Below are 20,285 nucleotides of genomic sequence, written 5' to 3'. Positions count from 1 at the left end.
CCGATGTCGCCACATGCGCTTCCTATGTGGCACCAGAGCGCAAATGGGAAGCGCATGTGGCAGCAGCTAGCGCAGGGTGCGGGGGCGGACGGCGTTGGCGCGGTCGACCAGGGCCACGCGTTCCGTGACGGTGCTGGCCAGGCGGGCCAAGGTGCGGTAGCAGTCCTCCAGCCCGAAGCGCAGGCCCCGCTCGGTCAGCTCCGCCCCTAACACCGTGGTGACGCCGTTGTCGCCGCCGGGCTTGCCGGCCAGGACCCAGTCGAAGGCGGCGCCGAGGACGTCGGCGGTGAGCTTGACCCGCTTCTGCACGTCCAGCAGGAGGTGGTCGAGGCGCTTGCCGGACTCCAGCAGGTCGGCGACGGTGAGCTCGGCGGGGCGGCGGTCCCGGATGCGGACCTTCAGGGCGCCGATCTGCGCGGACAGGTACTGGCTGGAGCTGTCGGGCACGGTGTCGAGGATCTCCACGGCCCACGACCGATGCCCCTGGGCCAGCCGGGTCCGGGCCAGACCGAAGGCGGCGCTGACGTAGCCGTGATCCGTGCGCCACACCAGCTCGTAATACCGCGCGGCAGCGCCATGATCACCGCAGAGCTCGGCGCTGACGGCCAGGGCCAGCTTGGCGGCGGGCTCGCCGGGCAGCCGGTCGTACACGGCGTTGAAGGCGACCTTGGCCTCCTTCGGCTTGGACTGGGCGATCGCCACCAGGCCCCGGTACCAGCTGACCCGCCAGTCCCCCGGCACGTCCTCGGCCGCCTCATCCAAAGCGGCAACTGCCGACGGCAGGTCCTCCAGATCGATGTACGCGCGGGCCCGCCGCAACAGGACTTCAGGCGTGACCATGGGGGCGTTGTCCAGGCTCTGCAACATGGCCTTCGGATCGACGCCGGTCACGGTGGCGAGGAAACCGGCGGCCGGGTCGCCGGCGTTGACCTGCGGCACGGGCAGCGCGACGGCGACCTCGTGGGGCTCGGGCGCCAACAGCTCGTCCCGTGGCCCGAAAGGACGGCGCTCGGGGCTGAACATGTGCGACAGCCGGGGCGGCGGCTGCTCGCCGCCGATGGCCACGACCTCCCGCAGCACGCCGACCAGCTGCTCGGCCATGTCCTCGGCCGAATGGAAGCGCTGCTCGGGCTTCTCGTGCGTGGCACGGGCCAGAAACCGGTGGTAGGACTCGAAGATCTCGAACAGCGGCACCTCGTCCGGCCCGGGCAGGCTGTGCTTGCGGGTGCTGCGGTACTCCGGGAACTCGAAGCTGAGCACGGCCATCATCCGCCCGACCGTGTACAGGTCGGACGCGATCGACGGCCCGCGCCGGCCCAGCTCCGGCGCGCTGTAGCCGGCGGTGAAGAACAGCGGGCTCTCGTAGTCGTCCATCCGCCGCACGGCGCCCAGATCCAGCAGCTTGAGCTGCTCGTCGGTCTGGATCACGTTGTCCGGCTTGAGATCGCAGTACAGCAGGCCGACACCGTGCAGATAACCCAGCGCGGGCAGGATCTCCAGCCCGTACGCGATCACCTGGGGCAGCGGCATCGGCTCGATCCGCCGGTCCGGCCGGCGGCGCTTGTAGGCCAGCTCCCGCAGCGAGTCGCCGCCGACGTACTCCATCACGATGTAGCCGACCATCGTGCCGGTGTCGGGGTCCGGGTGCTGCACGAAGTTGTAGATCTTGACGATGTTCGGGTGCTCGACCTCGGCCAGGAACCGACGCTCGGCCACGGCGGCGGCCATCGCGGCCGGGTCGCCGGTGTCGATCAGGCCCTTGAGCACCACCCAGCGGTCGTTCACGTTGTGGTCGCGGGCCAGGTAGATCCAGCCGAGGCCGCCGTACGCGAGGCAGCCCAGCACCTCGTACTGCCCGCCGAGCACCTCGCCCGGCGTCAGCTTCGGCACGAACGAGAACGGCGTGCCGCAGCGCGGGCACACGCCGACGGTCTCCCCCGCCGCCCCGTTGCCGCCGCGACCGACGCGGGACGCGCAGTGCGAGCAGAACCGCTTGTTCTCGGCCACCATCGGCTCGTCCAGCACGGCGGTCGACGGGTCCCGGTAGGGCACGCGCGGCACCTCGACCAGGCCGGCGCCCAGGCCGCCGCGGCCGAGCGACGGCCCGGTCAGCGGTCTGGAGCCCTGGCTGGACGGCCGCCAGTGCGAGTCGGTGTGCCCGGTCGGCGCGAGGCCGGTCGCGGCGGGTTCCCACTGCTCGGTCGCCATCGTCAGTCCAGGTATCGCGGGGTCGGCGGCGCGGGCACCGGCCCGAGCCGATCGCCCAGCCAGTGCTTGTAGTCGTTGGTCCAGGTGCCGTCCGCGCGGATCTTCTCCAGCACCGCGTTGATGAAGCGGACGAAGTCGGTGTCGGTCTTGGGCACGGCCAGCCCGTACGGCTCGTCGGCGAACCGCGGCCCGACCACCTTGGTGTACGGGTCCTGCGCGGCCAGCCCGGCCAGGATCGTGTCGTCGGTGGAGGTCGCGTCGACCTGGCCCTGTTGCATGAGGACCAAACAGTCCGTCCAGTTGTCCACCGACACCAGCTGCGGCTTGGAGGCCACCTTGGTCAGCGCGTCCAGCGAGGTGGATCCCTTGGTGGCGCACACTTTCTTGCCGGCCATGCCGCCGATGTCCTGCACGGTCGAGTTCGCGTCGACCAGAACCCGTTGCCCGGCCGAGAAGTACACCGACGAGAAGCCGACCTGGGCGGCCCGCGCGCAGTCGATGGTGAACGTGCGGGCCACGATGTCGACCTGTCCCTGTTGCAGCACCGGGATCCGGTCGGCGGAGGTGATCGCCTTGAACTGGATCCGGTCCGGGTCACCGAACAGGGCGTCCGACACGGCGTGCAGCATGTCCACGTCGAAGCCCTCGACCTGGCCGGTGATCGGGTCGCGGAAGCCCATCGGGAACGTGTTCTGGTCCACGCCGGCGATCAGCCGCCCACGCTGCACGATGCGGGCCATGGTCGAGCCGTCCGGCATCTGCCCGGGCGGCGGCAACGGACCGCTGGGCCGGAGGCTGGCCGTGGCGTCGCATGTGGTGTCCGGGCCGTTGGCGCCGGTGGTCGGCGCGGGCGAGCCGGCGACGCCCGGCGGCTCGGGCATGGTGACCGAGGAGGAGCTGTCCACGGGCTGCGCGGGCACGGCCGAGCCGCACCCCGCCAGCACCATCGCCAGCGCGGTCACCGCAACCGCCGCCCTCACCAGTACTCCCTGAACCGCTGCCAGATTCCCCACCCCGAGGCTACGCCGATCAGGACCGCGATGACGATCAGTCCGGGCCGCAGCAGGATCAGCGCCGAATCGGCGGCCGAGGCCTGCCGGTTGAACGCCGTGCGCGCGGTGTCCAATGCGGACACGAGGTTGCGGTCGAGATCCGCGAACAGGGTGCCGCTGCTGCTCGCGCTGGCGCCGATGCTGGACTGCACGGCCTGGTTGTACTGGCCGGCGTCGTCGGCGTCGCGAATCCGGCGGTGCACCGTCATCCAGGCCTGCTGGGCGCGGATCGCGTCGTCCAGTGCCGTCTGGACGGACGGGTCGGTGGCCATCGCCCTGGCCTGCCCGAGCAGGCCCTGCGAGCCGTCGCGGCCGCCGAGCCGGTTGGCCGCCGTGAGGTAGTCGGTCTGGTAGCTCTGGCCGTTGCCGCGGACGACCAGCGTCAGCGTCTCGTCGGCCCGGGCCTGCACGGCCGCGAACCGGGCCTGCACCAGCACGGCGACCTGGTCGGAACCGTCCTTTCTGGCACTGTCCAGGTGCAACGTCACGGCCGTCATCGCCGCGGCCGTCCACAGCAGTCCGATCACCGCGGCCGTGCTGGCCACCACCAGGCCGGTGTTGACCAGGCGGTTGGTCGCGCCGACCAGATACCACTGGGCCGCGAACAGCAGGCCGACGGTGATCAGCAGCAGCACGATCTGGCCGATCGGGAACGAGGTCGCCGCGTCCTGCTCCTGCGTGAAGCGGGCGTTCTCGGCTCGGTACAGCTGCTCGGCGGCCGGCAGCAGCTTGGCCCGCATCAGGCCGGACGCCTCACGCAGGTAGGCCGCGCCGACCGGGAAGCCCTGACGGTTGTTGGCCCGCGCCGTCTCCACCAGCCCCGCGTAGATCGGCAGCTGGCTGGACAGCGTCTCCAGCGCGCCCGGGGCGGCCTGGGTGCCGGCCTCCAGCGTCAGGGCCGAGGTCGCCTGGGCGATGTCGGCCAGGTACTGCTGACGGGTCGCCGCCGGCTCGATGCCGCCGGCGAGGAAGGCACTCGACGCCGTGGCGTCGGCGTCCTGGAGGGCGCGGTAGATGTCCTGCGCGGCCACGCTCAGCGGCTCCGCGCTGGTGGCCAGGTCCTGCACGTCGTCGCCCTTGGCCTGCACGCCGGACCAGGTCACCACGCCGACGATGATCGCCAGCACGACCAGGCCGGCGGCCATGCCGACCAGCCGTCCAGGCGTGGAGCGGACCAGCTTGCGGGCCAGCCGCCACAGCCGGATCGGCGCGCGCGGCAGGGCCGCGGCCCGGGTGATCACACCGGCCACCGGCGATCACCCCTTCCCCGCTCGTCCTCCCATGTCGACTATCGATCGTGAGGTCGCGCGGCGCTACCCGAATCGATGAGCGGGCACCACATGTCTGCCCCTCGGTGTGGTCGCCCTCACCTGGTTGGCGCAGGCCGGGGCCCCATTGACGAACCCGATTGGTCTAGGTGAGGAACAATGGCCGGCATGACCACCGACGTGCTGCGTTACGCGGCGTTCACCACCACGCCCGACGGCGGCAACCCCGCCGGCGTCGTGCTGGACGCCACCGGGCTGGACGAGGCCGACCAGCAGAAGATCGCCGCCGAAGTGGGCTACTCCGAGACCGCCTTCGTCACCAGGGCCGAGGACGGCTACCGGGTGCGCTACTTCAGCCCGCTGGCCGAGGTCGCCTTCTGCGGGCACGCCACCATCGCCACCGCCGTCGCCCTGGCCGAACGCGACGGTCACGGGCCGCTGCTGTTCCACACCCAGGCCGGCGAGATCCCCGTCACCACCACGCTCGGCGACGACGGCCTCACCCGGGCCAGCCTGACCAGCGTGCCCACCTCGTCCCGCGAGGCCACCCCCGAGGAGATCGCCGACGCCCTCGTCGCGCTGCGCTGGTCCACCGCCGACCTGTCCAGCCAGCACGTGCCCCATGTCGCCTTCTCCGGCAACCACCACTTGGTCCTGGTGCTCGCCTCGCGGGCCCGGCTGGCGTCGCTCAGCTACGACTTCGACCGCCTGACCACGATCATGACCCGCTTCGGCTGGACCACCGTGCAGCTGCTGTGGCCCGAGAGCGACACCGTCTGGCACTCCCGCAACCCGTTCCCCGTCGGCGGCGTCGTCGAGGACCCCGCCACCGGCTCCGCCGCCGCGGCCTTCGGCGGCTACCTGCTGGCCACCGGCCGGGTCACCGAACCCGTGCGGCTGACCCTGCGCCAGGGCGAGGACATGGGCCGCCCCAGCCTGCTCACCGTCGACCTCGACCCGGCCGACCCCCGTGTGACCGTAAGTGGCGCCGCGACACCCATCACCTAGTCCCGTTCCGGCTACGTGAGTGGCTCAGGTGGCCGTGGATGCGAAGCAAGCCACTCACGTAGCGAAAATCAGAGGCCCTGCCAGGCGGGCTTGGTGGCGTAGGTGGAGCGGTAGTAGTCGGCCAGTTTGAGCTGGCCGGCGGCGGCCTCGTCGAGGATGACGGTGGCGTGCGGGTGGAGCTGGAGCACCGAGGCCGGCACGATGGCGGCCAGCGGGCCCTCGACGGCGAGGGCGACGGCCTCGGCCTTGGACTCGCCGGTGGCCAGCAGGATGAGGTGCCGGGCCTCCATGATCGTGCCGATGCCCTGGGTGAGCACGTGCTGCGGCACCTCGTCGAGGCCGGCGAAGAAGCGGGCGTTGTCGACCCGCGTCTGCTTGGTCAGGGTCTTGACCCGGGTCCGCGAGCCGAAGGACGAGATGGGCTCGTTGAAGCCGATGTGGCCGTCGGTGCCGATGCCGAGCAGCTGGAGGTCGACGCCGCCGGCCGCGGCGAGGGTCCGCTCGTAGTCGGCGCAGGCCCTGACCACGTCGGCGGCGGAGCCGTCCGGTCCCATGAACCGGTCGTCGGAGATGCCGAGGCGGTCGAGGACCTCGCGGCGGACGACCTCGCGGTAGGACTCGGGGTGGCCGGTGGGCAGGCCGACGTACTCGTCGAGCTGGCAGATCCGGGCGCGGTCGAGGTTCAGGCCCTGCTCACGGCGGCGCTGGAGGGCCTCGTAGACGGGCAGCGGGGTGGAGCCGGTGGCGACGCCGATCAGCGCGTCGGGCTTGCGGCCGACCAGGTCGGCGATGGCGCCCGCGGCCAGGTCGCCCTGCGCCGGCGCGTCCGGCACGATCACGATCTCCATCTTGAGGCCCCCGACGACTCGGTCCAGTGGTTCAGACCAATCTTAGCCGTGTGCGGGCGTCGGGAGAACGTGCGCGGCGACACGTTCACGGGAGTTTCCCCGAACGATCAGCGAGAGGGCCAGGCCGAGCTCCCAGGCGAGGACCGGGATCGCCGGGACGGCGGCGGCGACGGAGAACTGGGCGACCACGCCGAGCAGCTGGGCGGCGCTGACCAGGAACAGCAGCGGGCCGCCGACCAGGCCCAGGACCGGCACGATCTTCGGCGCCAGACCGGCCTTGAGCACGAGGAAGGCCGCGAGCACGGTGTTCGTGCCGCAGACGAAGCCGGGGCCGAGCAGGAACGTCCCGTTGTGCAGCGTGACCAGCGTGGCCGCGTCGGCGGACGGCAGGGCCAGCAGCGGGAGCACGCCCACGGCGATGACCGCCGCCTCCAGCGTGCGCAGGCCGATGTAACCGAGGGCGATGGCCTGGCCGTGCCGTTTGACGAACGGGTACAGCGCGACGGCGGTGCCGATGACGGCCAGCGCCAGGATGATCTCCAGCAACGCCCCGACCTGCACGTTCGGGTTCGTTCCGCTGGACGGATCGGTCAGCAGCCGGCCGTACAGGATCACCGCGGCTATGGACGTCACGTGCGTGACCAGGTACAGCGCGCCGGTGGATCTCATGAGTCTCCCCTCCAGGTGTACGGCGTACACCTCAATGTCCGGAACGGTAGGTGTACGCTGTACACCTGTCAAGCCGTCCGTTCGGGAGAAGCGCATGCCGGCTCGCCGGGAACAGCTCAATCGGGACCGGGTGCTCGCCGCGGCGGTGGCGCTGGCCGACGCCGAGGGGGCCGACGCCGTCAGCATGCGGGGCCTGGCCCAGCGGCTCGGCGTGGTGCCGATGGCGCTGTACAAGCACGTGGCCAACAAGGACGAGCTGCTCGACGGCATGATCGACGCCGTCGTGCTGGAGATCGAGGCGCCGGTCGACGGCCTCGACTGGCGCTCGGCCGTGCGGCGGCGGATCCTGTCGGCGCGGACCGTCCTGTTGCGACACCCGTGGGCCCGGCGGGCCATGGAGTCCAAGACCACGCCGACGCCGATCGTGTTGGCCTACATGGATTCCACCATCGGGATCTTCCTGAGCGGAGGCCTGTCCGTCGACCTCACCCACCACGTCATGCACGCGTTGGGCAGCCGCGTCTTCGGCTTCACGCAGGAGCTCTACGACACGACGCCCGCGACCGAGATCCCGCCCGAGGTCGCCCGGTTCATGGCCATGCAGTTCCCCAACATCGTCGCCGTCGCCACCAGCCGCCCACACGACCCGGGGTCGGTCGTCGGACCCGGCTGCGACGACCAGTTCGAGTTCGAGTTCAGCATCGACCTGTTCCTGGACGGCGTCGAACGCCTGCACCACAAGGGATGGCACTCCTAGGCCCCGGCGCGATGCCTCGGACGAGGCGAAATACCATCAGCGGCATGGCACTGGACAGGCTGAAGTCGACGTGGGAGAAGCTCGGGCGGGTCGACCCGCGGTGGGCGGTGCTCACCGACCCTGACCGCCGGCACGGCGGCTGGGACACCGACGAGTTCCTGGCCACCGCCGCCGCGCCCATCGCGCACGTCCGCGAGCTCACCGCGGCCGCCGGGCTCTCCCTCGGCGCGCGGGCCCTCGACTTCGGCTGCGGCGCCGGCCGGCTCAGCAACGGGCTGGCCGCCCACGTCGACACCGTCGTCGGCGTGGACATCGCGCAGTCCATGGTCGACGAGGCCAACAAGATCAACCGTTTCCCGGACCGGGTCTCGTTCACGTCCTACGACGGGCACCGGCTGCCGTTCGAGGACGAGTCCTTCGACTCCGTGGTCAGCCTCATCTCCATCCAGCACTCGCCGCCGGCCGTGCAGCTCGCGTGCCTGGTCGAGATGCACCGGGTGACCAAGCCCGGCGGTGTGCTGGTGCTCCAGATGCCGGCCCAGCCGGCCAAGCCCACGTCGTTGGGGCTCGACGCGATGCGTGCCGGCATCGAGCCGCTCGACGTGCCCGCCGCCCTCGGCGCCGGGCAGACCGCCGTCGTGCGGGCCCGGGTCACCAACCTGAGCTCCGTCGCCTGGCCGGCCGGGCAGCTCATCCGTCTCGGCAACCACTGGCGGCGGGGCGAGGAGGCCGTGCGGTGGAATGACGGCCGCACCGACATCCCGTCCGACATCGCTCCCGGCGAGTCCGTGGAGATGCACGTCCCCGTCGCCGCCCCCGACGAGCCCGGTTCGTACGAACTGGAGCTGGATCTCGTGCAGGAGGCCGTTTCCTGGTTCGCCGAGGCGGGCGGCGCGTCCGTTCGGATCCCCGTTTCCGTTGCCGGTGCCCCGGTTCCGGTCGCCGCGCCCGCGGTTTCCGACCCAGCGCCGCTTTCCGATGCCGCTCCGGTCGTCGAGGGCCGTGAGGACGGCGGCATGGAGATGTTCGGCGTGGACCCCACCTTGGTGCGCTTGTTGTTCGCCCACTGCGGTTCCGACGTTGTCGCCGCCGTCCCCGACGACATGTCCGGCTCCGAGTGGGAGAGCTTCACCTACGTCATCCGCCGCGGCGCCACCCTCTAGTCGAACCTGACGAAGGCGCGCAGTGTGCCTTCCCCGAAGTCCCGGATCTCCTTGTATCCCAGCGCTTCGTAGAAGGCCCGCTGCGCTTTTTCATTGTCCGTCAGCAACACCTTCTGCCGCACCGACCGGTACCGCCCCAGCACCGCCTCCACCAGCTGTCGACCCAGGCCTTTTCGCTGCGCTTCCGGGTGCACCAGCACGTCTTGCAGGTAGCAGATGGTCGCATCGTCCGACACCGCCCTGGCCAGCCCCACCAGCCGGTCCCCCACCCGCGCCGTCACCACGTACGACGACCCCTCTATGGCCTTCCGCAGCACCTCCGGATGGCCCGTGTACGCCGTCCAGCCCACCGCGCCATAGAGGTCCAGCAGTTCCTCCAGCGGCACCTCGGATTCCGGGCCGATCACCGGTTCGTCCATGGCCCGCACCCTAGGCGATGAGCTCCTCGGCGACCCAGTGGGCGACGCCGTCGGGGTAGGGGGCGGGGAGGCCGAGGACGAGGTGGGAGAAGCCGGCGTCGACGGCTTCCTTGATGGCCGCGCGGGTGGTGGCGGGGTCGTCGTAGGAGACGGCGAGGTGGATGGAGCGGGTGATGGTGGCGGGGTCGCGGCCGATCTCGGCGCAGTAGCGGTCGAGCAGCGCGCTGCGGCTGACGGCGTCGGGGAGGTCGCCGCCGGGGATGTTCCACAGGTCGGCGTGCTTGGCGACGAGGCGGAGGGTGGCCGACGAGCGGCCGCCGATGAGCAGCGGCGGATGGGGTTGTTGGAGGGGCTTGGGGTTGCCGAAGGCGCCGGTGAGGGAGACGTGCTCGCCCGCGAAGTCGAAGGGCGCGTCCTCTGTCCACAAGCGACGAATTACGGTGCAGGCCTCGTCGAGGGCGGCGACGGCGTGGGCGGAGTCGTGGAAGGGCAGGCCGTGGGCGGCGTATTCGCGCCGGGCCAGGGGATGGTCGGGGCGCGAGCCGACGCCGATGCCGAAGTCGAGGCGTCCGCCGGAGACGTGGTCGACGGTGGTGGCGATCTTGGCCAGCACGGCCGGCGGGCGGAAGCGGTTGCTGGTGACCATGACGCCGAGGCGCAGCCGGCTGGTCTGGGCGGCGAGGGCGGACAGCAGGGTCCAGCCCTCGAAGATGGGGCCGTCGGGATCGCCGCCGATGGGCATGAGGTGGTCGAACAGCCAGGCGTGCTCGATGGCGGGCACGTCGTCGGCCTCACGCCAGACGCGTTGCAGGTCGGCGTAGTCGGCCTGCATGGGAACGGTCATGATTCCGAACCGAGGCATGACTGGCCTCCAGGTGGCACACTAAGGGAAACGGAACGTTGCTCCGCTAACGATACGGAGCAATGTTCCGTTTAGCAAGGAGGCACGGTGACCCAGCGCGCGGATGCCCGGCGCAACCAGCAGGCGCTGCTCGACGCGGCGGCGGAGGTGTTCGTCCGCTCGGGGGTGGACGCGCCGGTGCGCGACATCGCGGCGGCGGCCGGCGTCGGCATGGGCACGATCTACCGGCACTTCCCCACCCGCGCGGAGCTGATCATCGCCGTCTACCGGCACCAGGTCGAGGCCTGCGCCGAGGCGGGCCCGCGCCTGCTGGCCGCCGACTCCCCGCTCGTCGCGCTGGGCCGGTGGATCGACCTGTTCGCCGACTTCCTGGTCACCAAGCACGGTCTGGCCGGCCTGATGCAGTCCGACGACTTCCGGCCGCTGCACGAGTACTTCCTCGACCGGCTCGTGCCCGTGTGCACCTCGCTGCTCGACGCGGCCGCCGCGGCCGGCGAGATCCAGGGCGATCTCACGGCGTACGAGCTGATGCGCGGGGTCGGCAACCTGTGCATCGGATCGGACGACCGCTACGACGCACGCCGCCTGGTCCGGCTGCTGGTCAGCGGACTAGCCGCGCCACGTCCAGCTTCGCCTTGAGTTGGCCGTACGCCAGCATCAGGTCGGCGACCCGCTGCAAGCGCTCCCGTGACACCGAGGTCGGAAACACCGGGATCGCGACCTCCTTGGCAATGTCCGGTGTCACTCCCCCGACGAAGGTCGGCAGGATCTGTTGCACGGCAACCACATCGCGCGCGTCGGCGGCCCCGCGTTCGATCGCGCGCCGGAACGCGGCGACGGCGCCCCGGTTCTGCTGCGTGAACTTGTCGAGCGCGAAGTAGCCGGCGATGGGGAGATCGTTAGCGGGGCCAGGGCCGTAGAGGTCGACGACCGGGACCGTGCCGACCTGTCGGCGGGCGATCGTGATGAACGGCTCCAGCTGCAACGCGGCGTCGACCTCCTTGCCGGCCAAGGCCGCCGGGGTGTCGGCGTGGTGCACGATGGGCGTCTTGACCGTGCTCGGGTCGATACCGTCGGCCTGGAGGATGGCCTTGAGCGCGAGCAGCGGGATGTCGTTGGGGGCATTGCTGCTGACGGTCTTCCCGGCCAGATCCCGCGCGCTGTGGATGCCGGAATCGGGGCGGGTGGCCACGATCTGCACGTGCGGGGCTCCCCGCGAGCCGTCGGCCAGGACCCGGTAGTCGCCGGTGCCGTTGGCCTGCGCCTGGAACAGCGTCGCCCAGTTGCCGAAGCCGATGTCGATGTGGTCGCCCGCGAGCAGCGGCAGGCTGTCGGTGCCGCTCTTCGTCAGCGTGATCTTGACGGTCAGCCCCTCATCGCGGAAGTATCCCTTGCTCAGGGCCAGATAGAACGGGGCCGTGTCGATCACCTGCATCACGCCGACACGGATCACCGTCGCCCCGTTGCCGTGCTGTTCCTGAGCCCCGTTGAGCACGCTGCACCCGGTGACGGCGACCATTATCGCTGCCAGCAGCGCGATGCGACGCATGACTCACGCTCCCTTGTGGACTGTTCGCCAGCAGACCGTGGTGAACCGGACGTCGACCGTGCCGTCCGGCTCCGTGGGCACTGTTGATCGTTGGCGGTCGAGGAATTCCTCGCGTTCCACCGGATCCAGCGCGAGGACGCGACTGTAGGTGCCGAGCAGGGCGACCAGGTCGTCGATGTGGCGCCGCCAGGTCCAGTGCAGCACACGGTATCGGGGCGTCGCGAACGGCGCTTTTGTCGCCAGGATCAGACGACCTGGCCGGCGGTTCTCGTCGTGGGCCGATGTGACCGGCCACCAGAACCTCTCGGTCCAGTCGCTGTCGATCTGCGGCAGATTCCACGCTGCCGCAAGGGTTCCTCCGGGGCGGAGAACCCTCGCCGCCTCGCATGTGGCCTGCGGCTGGGCGAACCAGTGCCACGACTCGAAGGCCACCACCAGATCCGCGGTGGCGTCCTCGACCGGGATGTCCTCGGCCGTGCCGGCGAGCAGCTTCGCGTTGTCGACGGCGAAGGCCGCTCGCATGTTCGGATCGGGCTCCACGGCCAGCGTCTCGTCGGCGAAGACAGCGAGGCGGCGCGTCTGAATGCCTGTGCCCGCACCGAGTTCCACCGCCCGTCGACACGGCTGCAGCACCAGCCAGTCGAAGGCTGCGAGCGGGATCTCGGACCGCCGCCGGTGGTACGCCTCGGCGATGGCTCCGAACGCGTGGGACACGGTCGCAGTGTGGCGGCGACGCCGAGGAAGCGTCGGAGGTTTGTGGCGATGTCACCGGATTGGTGTAGGCGGGCGGCCAGCGGCCTGCACGAACGGTTGCGGCAGACCCTGGACTCCCAGTTGAATGAGGGCGCGAGGCCAGTCGAACTGGTCCCAGTGTTCGTAGAGCTGCCCGTCACGAACCGTCCAGACGTCAATTCCGTCCCATTCGAGTTTCTGACCGCTCGGCGGGATGTCCAGGAAGGGGCCTCCGGTCACGGTGCCGGTGATGGTGAAACGGGAGACCACCCTGCTGCCGGTGGCGAAGATGTCGCGAGCAGTGAACTTGACGTCCGGCATGACCGTCCGGATGCCGTGGAAGAAGGCTAGTAGTCCGGCACGACCCGGCGCGACGATCGCGTTGTGCTGGATGTATGCCGGAGAGACGATGCTGTCGGCGAGCTGTTGCCGGCGAGTGTCGTCATGCTCGTTCTCCAACACCACGAATTCGCGACCCAGTTCGGTGTTGTGCTCGACGAGGCTCGACACGTGTGGCGGCTGTTGGCTGTGCGGAATGTCGGCCTGAGCCTCGACGCTCACGCCTCCGACGAGCAGGGTCCCGAGGGCCACCGCGATGGCGATCGACTTACGGACTCGCATGAACGCTCCTTGGCTGTGTGGGACACCGACGAATGCCGAGCAGGTCGCGCGCCGATCCGCGTCGCTGTGGTCAGCGCGATCGCGTGCTGCCCGGCCATCGTCGGGGCGAGCCGTTGAAACCGAGGCTCAGACCTGGTCGGTGGGGCGGATGACGATCTCGGCCACGGCTCGGCGGCGCGGGCTGGTGACGATGTAGGCGACAGCCTCGGCGATGTCGTCGGGATGCAGCTGTTCGACGTCGGCGAACCTGGCCGTCATGCGTTCCTGAACCGCCGCCTGCTGGTGGCCCATGAGCTCGGTCTCCACCAGCCCCGGCTCGACGACGGAGAAGCGGACGTTGCGCCGCGCGAACTCCTGCCGCCAGGACTCGGTTGCGGCGGTGACGCCGAACTTGGTCGCGTTGTACACCGCGGCGTTGGGGATGGCGAAGCGGCCGGCGATCGAGCTGATGTTGACCACGTCGGCGACCTGCCGCGGGTGGGTGGTGGCGGCGTCGACCAGGTGCGGCAAGGCGGCCTTGGTGATGTAGAGCAGCCCCTTGACGTTGATGTCGACCATCTGCTGCCACTCGGGCAACGGGGCCCCGATCGCGTCGCCGAGGAGCATGACGCCGGCCGCGTTGACCAGCATGTCCAGCCGGCCGAGCTGCGCGACGGCGGCGCCGACCACGCCGGCTGCGGCAGCGGGGTCGGTCAGGTCGGCGGCCAGCGCGACGGCGTGGCCATCCCGCTCGGCGATCTCCTTGGCCAGTGTGTTGATGCGGTCCTGGCGGCGAGCGACCAGCACGACAGTGGCGCCCTCGGCGGCGAGCCTGCGGGCGGTGGCCTGGCCGATGCCGCTGCTGGCCCCGGTGACCAGGGCGACCGTCGACCGCAGGATGGTGGAATGGGGCACGGCGATGACCTCCGGAATCGTGATGATGACGAGGTCAACTCTGCGGTCCGATTTATCCTGGTGCCAGAGTGTGGTTATCCCGGTACCCACACCACCTGGTAACAGGCTTCGCGCAGTGGCACAGTGTCCTCATGACGACGCCGGCCGAGCCGACACCGCCGACCGATCAGCAGGTCAGGCGGCGGGAGCTGGCGTCGTTCCTGCGCAGCAGGCGCGAGCGGATCTCCCCCGAGCAGACGGGTATCCCGGTCGCGGGCCGCCGGCGCACCCCGGGCCTGCGTCGCGAAGAGGTCGCGCAGCTCGCCGGCGTCGGCGTGACCTGGTACACCTGGCTGGAGCAGGCCAGGGACATCAACGTCTCCGAGCAGGTGCTCGCCGCGATCGCGGGCACGCTGCGACTCGACTCCTCCGAGCGGGTCCACCTCTACACGCTGGCCGGACATCCCGAGCCGGCGATGGACCGCGACTGCAAAGCCATCCCGCCCGCCGTGCTGGTGATGTTGACCCACCTGGAACCGATCCCGGCCGCCGTCGTCAACGCGCGCTTCGACCTGCTCGCCTACAACCGCACCTACGAGCGAATGGTCGGCGGACTTGCTCACCTGCCGTTCGAGGACCGCAACTGGCTGCTGCTGGTGTTCACCTCGCCGAGGTGGCGGGCGGCCACCCTGGACTGGGAGGACGCCGCCGCCCGACTCGTCGGCCGGTTCCGCGCCGGCATGGCGGCGCACGGCGCCGAGCCGCGCTGGAAGAGCCTGGTCAAGAGGATGCGGCAGGAGTCGCCGGACTTCGAGCGACTGTGGGACCAGCACGACGTGCGGGCGCCGGAGAACTTCACGAAACGCTACCTGCACCCCGAGGTCGGCCTGCTCACGCTCGACTACACGCAACTGTGGCTCGGCGAGCGCTCGGAGATCAAGCTCATCACCCACACCCCGGTGGACGAGGACACGTGGGCGAAAGTACGTGTCCTCCAGGAGACCGTGGACCAGTGATCCGGCCGGGTCGTTGTCCGGCGGGGCCACCCGGGTGCGAAAGCATTGGAGGACCGAATGATCGGCGTGGCCGACGTTCGCGATGCGTTCGCCGACCGCTGTCCGTGGCAGCAGGAAGTGGCTCTGTGGCAACAACCGTTCGGCCACGATGACCGTCACATGGAGTTGCCCGAGAGCGGGACTCGCGGCGGTTTCTGACCGGGGGTCTGCACGAAACCTACATTCGGTGTGACGCTGGGCGGGACTCGCCGGGGTTGACGTGGGCGGATATGGCGGTGATGTCGGCGGGGCCCAGTTGGCAGCAGCCGCCGACCAGGAGGGCGCCGTCACGGATCCACGTGGGGACGAGCGAGGGGTCGAAAGTGGGCTTGCCGTCCCAGGAGCGGGCGATGGGATCCCAGCCCTCGCCGCTGTTGGGGTACACGACGACGGGCTTGCCGCTGACGGCGGCGGCCAGCGGAACCGCGGCCGCGGCGTCGAGCGGGTCGCAGCAGTTGACGCCGACGGCCAGAACCGAGGGCACGTCACGGACGAGGGCGAAAGCCTCGGCCAGGGGCTGGCCGGCGCGGGTGAAGGAGCCGTCGATACTGAAGGAGAGCCAGACCGGGATGTCGACGTCGGCGATGACGGTCAGCAGAGCCTCGGCCTCGTCGACATCGGGAATGGTCTCCAGGGCCAGGACATCGGGCGAGGCGGAGGCCAGCACCTCGATGCGCGGCCGGTGGAAGTCGACGAGCTCCCGGTGGGAAAGCCCGTAGCGGCCACGGTATTCGGAGCCGTCAGCCAGGACCGCGCCGTAAGGGCCGACCGAGGCGGCCACCCACAGCCGGCGATCGACGTTGGCCTGGAACGAGGCCTGCCGGGCCAGCCGGACGCTGAGGCGCAGCAGCTCGGGGGCGTCGTCGCCGAAACCGGCGTAGGAGGCCTGATAGCTGGCCGTGGTGGCGATGTCCGCACCGGCTTCGAAGTACGCCCGGTGCGCGGCGACGATGGCCGCCGGATCGTCGCGAAGCAGCCGTGCCGACCACAGCCGATCGGACAGGTCGTAGCCGGCGGCGGCGAGCTGGTTGGACAACCCGCCGTCGAGGACCAGCGGCGTGTCCAGGCGGAAAGCCATGGCTACTGGGCCGGACCCTTCGCGAGTTGCACGGTCACAGTCTGCTGGCCCTCGGCCGACAACACGCCGACCGACACCCGGTCGCCCGGGTGGAACTGGGTCAGCAGCGTCGTCAGGGTGTTCGGGGAATCGACGGCCTGGCCGTTGACGGACGTGACGACATCACCCTCGGAGATGCCGGCGGCCTGGGCCGGCGAGTTGGGAAGCAGCCCGGAGACCACCGCGCCGTTCACCGCCTGGGCCCGGCGCCCGCGGCCGGTCGCGGCCGGCGAGACCTGCACGCCGAGCAGGGCGGAGTCGCCGATGTGCACGGTCGCGCTGGACTGGTGGGCGGCGATCTGCTTCTCGACGGCCATGGCCTGGTCGATGGGGATGGCGAAGCCCTGCCCGCCCCCGGTCGGCTGCCCGCCACGGTCCATCTGGAAGCCCTGCGACGCCGCGGTGTCGACGCCGATGACCTGTCCGCTGGAGTTCACCAGCGGCCCGCCCGAGTCGCCCGGCTGCACGTTGGCGGCGACCTGGATCAGGCCCGTGAGCTGCTCCGACGTGCCGTCCTCGCTGGACGCCGTGATCGACTGCTCCAGGCTCGTCACGGTGCCGGCAGCCACACTGGGCGCGCCGCCGACGCCGCCCGCGTTGCCGATGGCCAGGATCTGGTCGCCCTGGGCGACATTGGCCGAGGAGCCGATGGGCGCCGCGGCCAGGCCCGACGCGTTCTGCAGCTGGATGACCGCGATGTCGTGCGACCGGTCGTAGCCGACGACCGAGGCCTGGTAGGTCTTGCCGTTGCCGATGTCCACCGCGCTGATGCTGGTCGCGCCGTTGATCACGTGGTTGTTGGTCAGCACCAGGCCGTTGGACGACAGCACGATGCCCGTGCCGGCGGCCTGCGCCTGTTGGAAGCCCAGCGTGGTGTTGATGTCGACCAGCGTCGGATCGATCTTGGCGGCGATGCCCTGGCTGTCCGCCGGCGTCTGCTGCTCGGTCCGGCCCGGCTGCCCCGGCAGCGTGTACTGCTCCGACGGCGAGCCCTGTGACTGTCCGTGCAACAAAGTCGGGATGTAGTTGCCGGCCGCCGCGCCCAGCGCGACCCCGGCCGCCACCGCCAGCACCACCGTCAGCGCCGTTCGCCCCGTCCGGCGCGGGGGCGGCGGAGGTGGGGGCGGCGGCGGGTAGCCGAAGTAACCGCCCTGGTCCGGCATCTGCGGGTAGCCGTACGGCTGGGTCATCGCCCTCTCCTCGACGCCGTGGCGCTTTTGCTGCTCCCCACCACTACACCTCGCGTACCTGAGGAGAGCCTGAGTGCAGGCTGTCAAGGGAGGGGTAAGAATGTGCTCATGGACGACGGCGATGTGCTGGGACGGGTCAAGGCGCTGGTCGACGAGGAGCACACGCTCCGCGGCCACCACGAGCCGGATGCCGCACGGTTGGCGGAGGTAGAGGCCGAGCTGGACCGCTGCTGGGACCTCCTGCGCCAGCGGCGGGCCAAGGAGGAGTTCGGCCGCAACCCCGACGAGGCCGCGGCCCGCTCGACGCGCGAGGTCGAGAACTACCGCCAGTGACGCGGTAGTTCTGGACAGCCCCCGCCCTATCCCGGGGTGGCCGCCCCAAGCCCAGCCTACCCGCGCCGGCCCGAAGTGGATCTTGGACGAGGGGTGGCTGTGGATAAGTCGGCGCCTGTGGATAGGTGGGAAACGGCAGGTCAAAGGGGTGGAACGCCGCCAGTAGCGCCCCTATGGGGGCCGGCGCTGCAAGTCGTGCGCGTCGGCCCCCATCAGGGCGCACTGCCGGGTCTTACGAGCGGGCGTCGCGGCCGGTGCAGGTGTAGCGGCGGTGCAGGATGCGACGGCCGAGGGAGTCGGTGACGCGGGAGCAGCGGCAGGCGCCGATGTCGAGGCCGTCCTCGACGGGGCGGGTGCGGTAGGTGGGTCGACGGACACGCTGGTGCAGGGTGGTCATGGGCTCGGCTCCACTCTTCCGGGGGGATGCCTATCGCGTACCCGGTGACGACCGGCGGCCAAACGCGAGGTGAACTGCGCCACCGGAACGGCGGTGCGAGCCTCACGGACGGTGCCGGAACCTGCGCCGAGCGTGGGAACGCGGTGCGGCTGCGCGTCCTCAGGAAGACATCACTACTCTCTCGGTGTGATCGTCACTCATCGCACCGCCGGAGCGGTCCATGGCCGGTAACCGGTTCGGGCCGCTGGACCCGTTCTGCTTCCTGGCGGTCGTGCCGCTGGTGATCGTGGCGGTCGTGCTCGTCATCAGCGACCTGGTGGTGTTCGCGCTGGTGCCGGTGGCCATCGCCGGGCTGATCCTGCTCGGCGACTCGTGGGCCAACCGGCGACCGTCCTAGGACCTCACGCGTCGCGCCGTCGCAGCAGGTAACCGCCGACGAGCAGGGCGAGCAGCGCATAGCCGCAGAACACCGCGAAGCCGGCCCACGGGCCGAGGGTGGCGGCGGCGTCGGGATGGACGACCAACACCTGCTGTCCGGCGTTGCTGGGCAGGTACGGGTTGATCTTGTCGCCCCAGTCGGACGGCAGCGCCTCGCCCAGCACGGGCAGGACGAGCAGCAGCCCGAACAGGGTGGCGACGGCCCCGGCGGTGCTGCGCAGCACGAAGCCGATGCCGGTGCCGACCAGCCCGACGACGGTCAGGTACAGCCCGGTCCCGACGACGCCCCGCAACACGCCGTCGGCGCCGAGGCCGACGTCGAGGTGCTGGCTGGCCAGGAAGGCCTGACCGACGAAGAACGCGGCGAACGAGGCGATCTCGGTCACGACCAGGGTGATGCCGGCGAAGATGACGGCCTTGCCGACCAGCACGGGCCAGCGGCGGGGCGCGGCGGCGATGCTGGAGCGGATCATGCCGGTGGCGTACTCGCCGGTCACGACCAGCACGCCGAGCACCCCGATGACCAGCTGGGCGATGGCGTATCCCCGCAGGCTGACCTGCGCCGGGTCGATCGCCGCCTGCCGCGCGGGCGGCATGGTGGGGTACTGGTTGGCGGTCACGAGGGCGAACAGCCCGCCGAAGACGATCATGGCCAGCACCATGCCGCCGAGCGCGAAGTAGGACGAGCGCAGCGACCAGAACTTGGACCATTCCGAGCGCAGCACGCGCGGCAGGGTCACGCGCACGCTGTCGGGCAGTGCGGTGCGAGCAGCAACGGGCTTCGAGGCCACGGCGGTCATGACGCCTCCCGGTATTCGACCGCGTCCTTGGTCATGTCCATGAACGCGTCCTCAAGCGACGCGGTGACGGGCGTGAGCTCGTCGAGGGCGATGGCGTGCCGACAGGCGACCAGGCCGATGGCCGAACTGTCCATGCCGTGCACCTGCAACACATCGGGCGCGATGAGCTCCACGGTCACACCCGGGCCGACGAGCCGCTCCCGCAGCTCCTCTGCCTCACGGGTGCGGACCCGGACGCTCGCGTCCATCATGGCGGTGAACTCGGCCATCGAGGCGTTGGCGATCAACTTGCCCCGGCCGACGACGATCAGGTGGTCGGCGGTCAAGGCCATCTCGCTCATCAGGTGCGAGGAGACGAAAACGGTCCGCCCCTCGGCCGCCAGCGACCGCAGCAGGTTCCGGATCCAGCGCACGCCTTCCGGATCGAGCCCGTTGACGGGTTCGTCCAGGATCAACGTCGCCGGGTCGCCCAGCAGCGCGGCGGCGACGCCCAGCCGCTGCCCCATGCCCAGTGAGAAGCCGCCGACCCGCTTGCGGGCCACCTCGCGCAGACCGACCAGGTCGATGACCTCCTCGACCCGACGGCGCGGAATGCCGTGGGTCAGGGCCATCGCCAGCAGGTGGTGGTACGCGGACCGTCCGGTGTGGACGGCCTTGGCCTCCAGCAGCGCGCCGACCTCCCGCAGCGGCGCGGCGTGGTCGGCGTAGTGCCGGCCGTTCACCAGCACGTCGCCGGAGGTTGGCCGGTCCAGGCCCAGAATCATGCGCATGGTGGTGGATTTCCCGGCCCCGTTGGGGCCGAGGAAGCCGGTCACCGCGCCCGGACGCACGGTGAACGACAGGTCGTCGACAGCGACCTTCGCCCCGTACCGTTTGGTCACACCGTTGACTTCAATCACGACCGTAGAGTGCTACGACCGTCCTGA

General features: G+C 70.6%; 24 protein-coding genes. 8 read left to right on the top strand and 16 right to left on the bottom strand.

Translation table 11 applies throughout. The features are described 5' to 3' along the window. Positions 1–66 precede the first annotated feature (66 nt). The 3 genes from AB0M73_RS34135 to AB0M73_RS34125 are packed head-to-tail and all read right to left on the bottom strand — an operon-like array spanning position 67 to position 4,510. Positions 67–2,208 carry a tetratricopeptide repeat protein gene (locus tag AB0M73_RS34135; RefSeq protein ID WP_363899615.1) on the bottom strand — a complete coding sequence of 714 codons (2,142 nt, stop codon included), beginning with the start codon at positions 2,206–2,208 and terminating at the stop codon, positions 67–69. 2 nt (positions 2,209–2,210) lie between these two features. Next, on the bottom strand, positions 2,211–3,188 hold the full coding sequence (locus tag AB0M73_RS34130) for a glutamate ABC transporter substrate-binding protein (RefSeq protein WP_363899612.1): 978 nt from the start codon (positions 3,186–3,188) through the stop codon (positions 2,211–2,213). Continuing rightward, positions 3,185–4,510 (bottom strand): hypothetical protein, encoded by a 1,326-nt coding sequence (locus AB0M73_RS34125; RefSeq protein ID WP_363899609.1) that lies wholly within the window; start codon positions 4,508–4,510, stop codon positions 3,185–3,187. Before AB0M73_RS34125 ends, AB0M73_RS34130 begins: the two co-directional genes overlap by 4 nt. A gap of 186 nt (positions 4,511–4,696) precedes the next feature. On the opposite strand from AB0M73_RS34125, the gene AB0M73_RS34120 reads away from it, so the two are divergent. Then, entirely contained in the window at positions 4,697–5,536 is an 840-nt protein-coding gene (locus AB0M73_RS34120) for a PhzF family phenazine biosynthesis isomerase (protein WP_363899606.1), read from the top strand. A 68-nt stretch (positions 5,537–5,604) separates the two neighbouring features. On the opposite strand, the gene AB0M73_RS34115 is transcribed toward AB0M73_RS34120, so the two are convergent. Both AB0M73_RS34115 and AB0M73_RS34110 read right to left on the bottom strand, forming a co-directional pair. Beyond that, on the bottom strand, positions 5,605–6,384 hold the full coding sequence (locus AB0M73_RS34115; RefSeq protein ID WP_363899603.1) for a glucosamine-6-phosphate deaminase: 780 nt from the start codon (positions 6,382–6,384) through the stop codon (positions 5,605–5,607). Positions 6,385–6,426: 42 nt separating this feature from the next. After that, a complete protein-coding gene (locus tag AB0M73_RS34110; protein WP_363899600.1) occupies positions 6,427–7,053 on the bottom strand; it encodes a DUF4386 domain-containing protein in 627 nt (208 codons plus the stop codon). A 94-nt stretch (positions 7,054–7,147) separates the two neighbouring features. On the opposite strand from AB0M73_RS34110, the gene AB0M73_RS34105 reads away from it, so the two are divergent. Together AB0M73_RS34105 and AB0M73_RS34100 are read left to right on the top strand one after the other, a co-directional pair. After that, positions 7,148–7,810 (top strand): TetR/AcrR family transcriptional regulator C-terminal domain-containing protein, encoded by a 663-nt coding sequence (locus AB0M73_RS34105; protein ID WP_363899597.1) that lies wholly within the window; start codon positions 7,148–7,150, stop codon positions 7,808–7,810. A gap of 44 nt (positions 7,811–7,854) precedes the next feature. Next, positions 7,855–8,973, top strand: a complete 1,119-nt coding sequence (locus AB0M73_RS34100; RefSeq protein ID WP_363899594.1) for a methyltransferase domain-containing protein — start codon at positions 7,855–7,857, stop codon at positions 8,971–8,973. Here AB0M73_RS34100 and AB0M73_RS34095 read toward each other — a convergent pair. Both AB0M73_RS34095 and AB0M73_RS34090 read right to left on the bottom strand, forming a co-directional pair. Further along, entirely contained in the window at positions 8,970–9,392 is a 423-nt protein-coding gene (locus AB0M73_RS34095) for a GNAT family N-acetyltransferase (RefSeq protein WP_363899591.1), read from the bottom strand. The genes AB0M73_RS34100 and AB0M73_RS34095 overlap by 4 nt on opposite strands. A gap of 10 nt (positions 9,393–9,402) precedes the next feature. Beyond that, positions 9,403–10,254, bottom strand: a complete 852-nt coding sequence (locus AB0M73_RS34090) for an LLM class flavin-dependent oxidoreductase (RefSeq protein ID WP_363899588.1) — start codon at positions 10,252–10,254, stop codon at positions 9,403–9,405. Between the two features lie 87 nt (positions 10,255–10,341). Here AB0M73_RS34090 and AB0M73_RS34085 point away from each other — a divergent pair, with 87 nt between their 5' ends. Beyond that, positions 10,342–10,893: a helix-turn-helix domain-containing protein gene (locus tag AB0M73_RS34085; protein ID WP_363899585.1), complete on the top strand. Its 552-nt coding sequence runs from the start codon at positions 10,342–10,344 to the stop codon at positions 10,891–10,893. Here AB0M73_RS34085 and AB0M73_RS34080 read toward each other — a convergent pair. The 4 genes from AB0M73_RS34080 to AB0M73_RS34065 all read right to left on the bottom strand — a co-directional run bounded on the left by AB0M73_RS34080 (position 10,856) and on the right by AB0M73_RS34065 (position 14,050). Beyond that, positions 10,856–11,803, bottom strand: coding sequence for an ABC transporter substrate-binding protein (locus tag AB0M73_RS34080; RefSeq protein ID WP_363899582.1), 948 nt, complete (start codon positions 11,801–11,803; stop codon positions 10,856–10,858). The genes AB0M73_RS34085 and AB0M73_RS34080 overlap by 38 nt on opposite strands. Positions 11,804–11,806: 3 nt before the next feature. Continuing rightward, a complete protein-coding gene (locus AB0M73_RS34075) occupies positions 11,807–12,517 on the bottom strand; it encodes a class I SAM-dependent methyltransferase (protein ID WP_363899579.1) in 711 nt (236 codons plus the stop codon). A gap of 51 nt (positions 12,518–12,568) precedes the next feature. Next, a complete protein-coding gene (locus AB0M73_RS34070) occupies positions 12,569–13,096 on the bottom strand; it encodes an ester cyclase (RefSeq protein ID WP_363899575.1) in 528 nt (175 codons plus the stop codon). Positions 13,097–13,282: 186 nt separating this feature from the next. Further along, positions 13,283–14,050 carry an SDR family NAD(P)-dependent oxidoreductase gene (locus AB0M73_RS34065; RefSeq protein ID WP_363899572.1) on the bottom strand — a complete coding sequence of 256 codons (768 nt, stop codon included), beginning with the start codon at positions 14,048–14,050 and terminating at the stop codon, positions 13,283–13,285. A 131-nt stretch (positions 14,051–14,181) separates the two neighbouring features. Between AB0M73_RS34065 and AB0M73_RS34060 the strand changes: the two genes are divergently transcribed. Both AB0M73_RS34060 and AB0M73_RS34055 read left to right on the top strand, forming a co-directional pair. Continuing rightward, on the top strand, positions 14,182–15,045 hold the full coding sequence (locus AB0M73_RS34060; protein WP_363899569.1) for a helix-turn-helix transcriptional regulator: 864 nt from the start codon (positions 14,182–14,184) through the stop codon (positions 15,043–15,045). A gap of 57 nt (positions 15,046–15,102) precedes the next feature. Continuing rightward, entirely contained in the window at positions 15,103–15,243 is a 141-nt protein-coding gene (locus AB0M73_RS34055; RefSeq protein WP_363899566.1) for a hypothetical protein, read from the top strand. 19 nt (positions 15,244–15,262) lie between these two features. Here AB0M73_RS34055 and mmuM read toward each other — a convergent pair whose 3' ends face one another. Both mmuM and AB0M73_RS34045 read right to left on the bottom strand, forming a co-directional pair. Then, positions 15,263–16,162: a homocysteine S-methyltransferase gene (gene mmuM / locus AB0M73_RS34050; RefSeq protein WP_363899563.1), complete on the bottom strand. Its 900-nt coding sequence runs from the start codon at positions 16,160–16,162 to the stop codon at positions 15,263–15,265. Positions 16,163–16,164: 2 nt separating this feature from the next. Next, positions 16,165–17,391 (bottom strand): trypsin-like peptidase domain-containing protein, encoded by a 1,227-nt coding sequence (locus AB0M73_RS34045; RefSeq protein ID WP_363899560.1) that lies wholly within the window; start codon positions 17,389–17,391, stop codon positions 16,165–16,167. Between the two features lie 108 nt (positions 17,392–17,499). Between AB0M73_RS34045 and AB0M73_RS34040 the strand changes: the two genes are divergently transcribed. After that, a complete protein-coding gene (locus AB0M73_RS34040; RefSeq protein ID WP_363899558.1) occupies positions 17,500–17,724 on the top strand; it encodes a DUF2630 family protein in 225 nt (74 codons plus the stop codon). A gap of 232 nt (positions 17,725–17,956) precedes the next feature. Here the strand turns inward: AB0M73_RS34040 and AB0M73_RS34035 are convergent, their stop codons facing one another. Continuing rightward, positions 17,957–18,121: a hypothetical protein gene (locus AB0M73_RS34035; protein WP_157495138.1), complete on the bottom strand. Its 165-nt coding sequence runs from the start codon at positions 18,119–18,121 to the stop codon at positions 17,957–17,959. A gap of 220 nt (positions 18,122–18,341) precedes the next feature. Here AB0M73_RS34035 and AB0M73_RS34030 point away from each other — a divergent pair, with 220 nt between their 5' ends. After that, positions 18,342–18,518, top strand: a complete 177-nt coding sequence (locus AB0M73_RS34030) for a hypothetical protein (protein ID WP_157495136.1) — start codon at positions 18,342–18,344, stop codon at positions 18,516–18,518. 4 nt (positions 18,519–18,522) lie between these two features. Here the strand turns inward: AB0M73_RS34030 and AB0M73_RS34025 are convergent, their stop codons facing one another. Both AB0M73_RS34025 and AB0M73_RS34020 read right to left on the bottom strand, forming a co-directional pair. Beyond that, positions 18,523–19,359, bottom strand: a complete 837-nt coding sequence (locus tag AB0M73_RS34025; protein ID WP_363899553.1) for an ABC transporter permease subunit — start codon at positions 19,357–19,359, stop codon at positions 18,523–18,525. Further along, positions 19,356–20,258: an ABC transporter ATP-binding protein gene (locus AB0M73_RS34020; RefSeq protein ID WP_363899550.1), complete on the bottom strand. Its 903-nt coding sequence runs from the start codon at positions 20,256–20,258 to the stop codon at positions 19,356–19,358. The genes AB0M73_RS34025 and AB0M73_RS34020 overlap by 4 nt, the downstream gene beginning before the upstream one ends. Positions 20,259–20,285 lie beyond the last annotated feature (27 nt).

The organism is Kutzneria sp. NPDC051319 (assembly GCF_040682195.1).
Classification (GTDB): domain Bacteria; phylum Actinomycetota; class Actinomycetes; order Mycobacteriales; family Pseudonocardiaceae; genus Kutzneria.
Note: the sequence above shows the minus strand (reverse complement) of the source record. Positions and strands in the feature narration are given on the sequence as shown.

Coding starts and splice junctions, on each gene's coding strand:
- AB0M73_RS34135 (WP_363899615.1), bottom strand. CDS start 2,208: ATGGCGACCGAGCAGTGGGAACCCGCCGCGACCGGCCTCGCGCCGACC.
- AB0M73_RS34120 (WP_363899606.1), top strand. CDS start 4,697: ATGACCACCGACGTGCTGCGTTACGCGGCGTTCACCACCACGCCCGAC.
- AB0M73_RS34115 (WP_363899603.1), bottom strand. CDS start 6,384: ATGGAGATCGTGATCGTGCCGGACGCGCCGGCGCAGGGCGACCTGGCC.
- AB0M73_RS34110 (WP_363899600.1), bottom strand. CDS start 7,053: ATGAGATCCACCGGCGCGCTGTACCTGGTCACGCACGTGACGTCCATA.
- AB0M73_RS34105 (WP_363899597.1), top strand. CDS start 7,148: ATGCCGGCTCGCCGGGAACAGCTCAATCGGGACCGGGTGCTCGCCGCG.
- AB0M73_RS34100 (WP_363899594.1), top strand. CDS start 7,855: ATGGCACTGGACAGGCTGAAGTCGACGTGGGAGAAGCTCGGGCGGGTC.
- AB0M73_RS34095 (WP_363899591.1), bottom strand. CDS start 9,392: ATGGACGAACCGGTGATCGGCCCGGAATCCGAGGTGCCGCTGGAGGAA.
- AB0M73_RS34090 (WP_363899588.1), bottom strand. CDS start 10,254: ATGCCTCGGTTCGGAATCATGACCGTTCCCATGCAGGCCGACTACGCC.
- AB0M73_RS34080 (WP_363899582.1), bottom strand. CDS start 11,803: ATGCGTCGCATCGCGCTGCTGGCAGCGATAATGGTCGCCGTCACCGGG.
- AB0M73_RS34060 (WP_363899569.1), top strand. CDS start 14,182: ATGACGACGCCGGCCGAGCCGACACCGCCGACCGATCAGCAGGTCAGG.
- AB0M73_RS34055 (WP_363899566.1), top strand. CDS start 15,103: ATGATCGGCGTGGCCGACGTTCGCGATGCGTTCGCCGACCGCTGTCCG.
- mmuM (WP_363899563.1), bottom strand. CDS start 16,162: ATGGCTTTCCGCCTGGACACGCCGCTGGTCCTCGACGGCGGGTTGTCC.
- AB0M73_RS34045 (WP_363899560.1), bottom strand. CDS start 17,391: ATGACCCAGCCGTACGGCTACCCGCAGATGCCGGACCAGGGCGGTTAC.
- AB0M73_RS34040 (WP_363899558.1), top strand. CDS start 17,500: ATGGACGACGGCGATGTGCTGGGACGGGTCAAGGCGCTGGTCGACGAG.
- AB0M73_RS34035 (WP_157495138.1), bottom strand. CDS start 18,121: ATGACCACCCTGCACCAGCGTGTCCGTCGACCCACCTACCGCACCCGC.
- AB0M73_RS34030 (WP_157495136.1), top strand. CDS start 18,342: ATGGCCGGTAACCGGTTCGGGCCGCTGGACCCGTTCTGCTTCCTGGCG.
- AB0M73_RS34025 (WP_363899553.1), bottom strand. CDS start 19,359: ATGACCGCCGTGGCCTCGAAGCCCGTTGCTGCTCGCACCGCACTGCCC.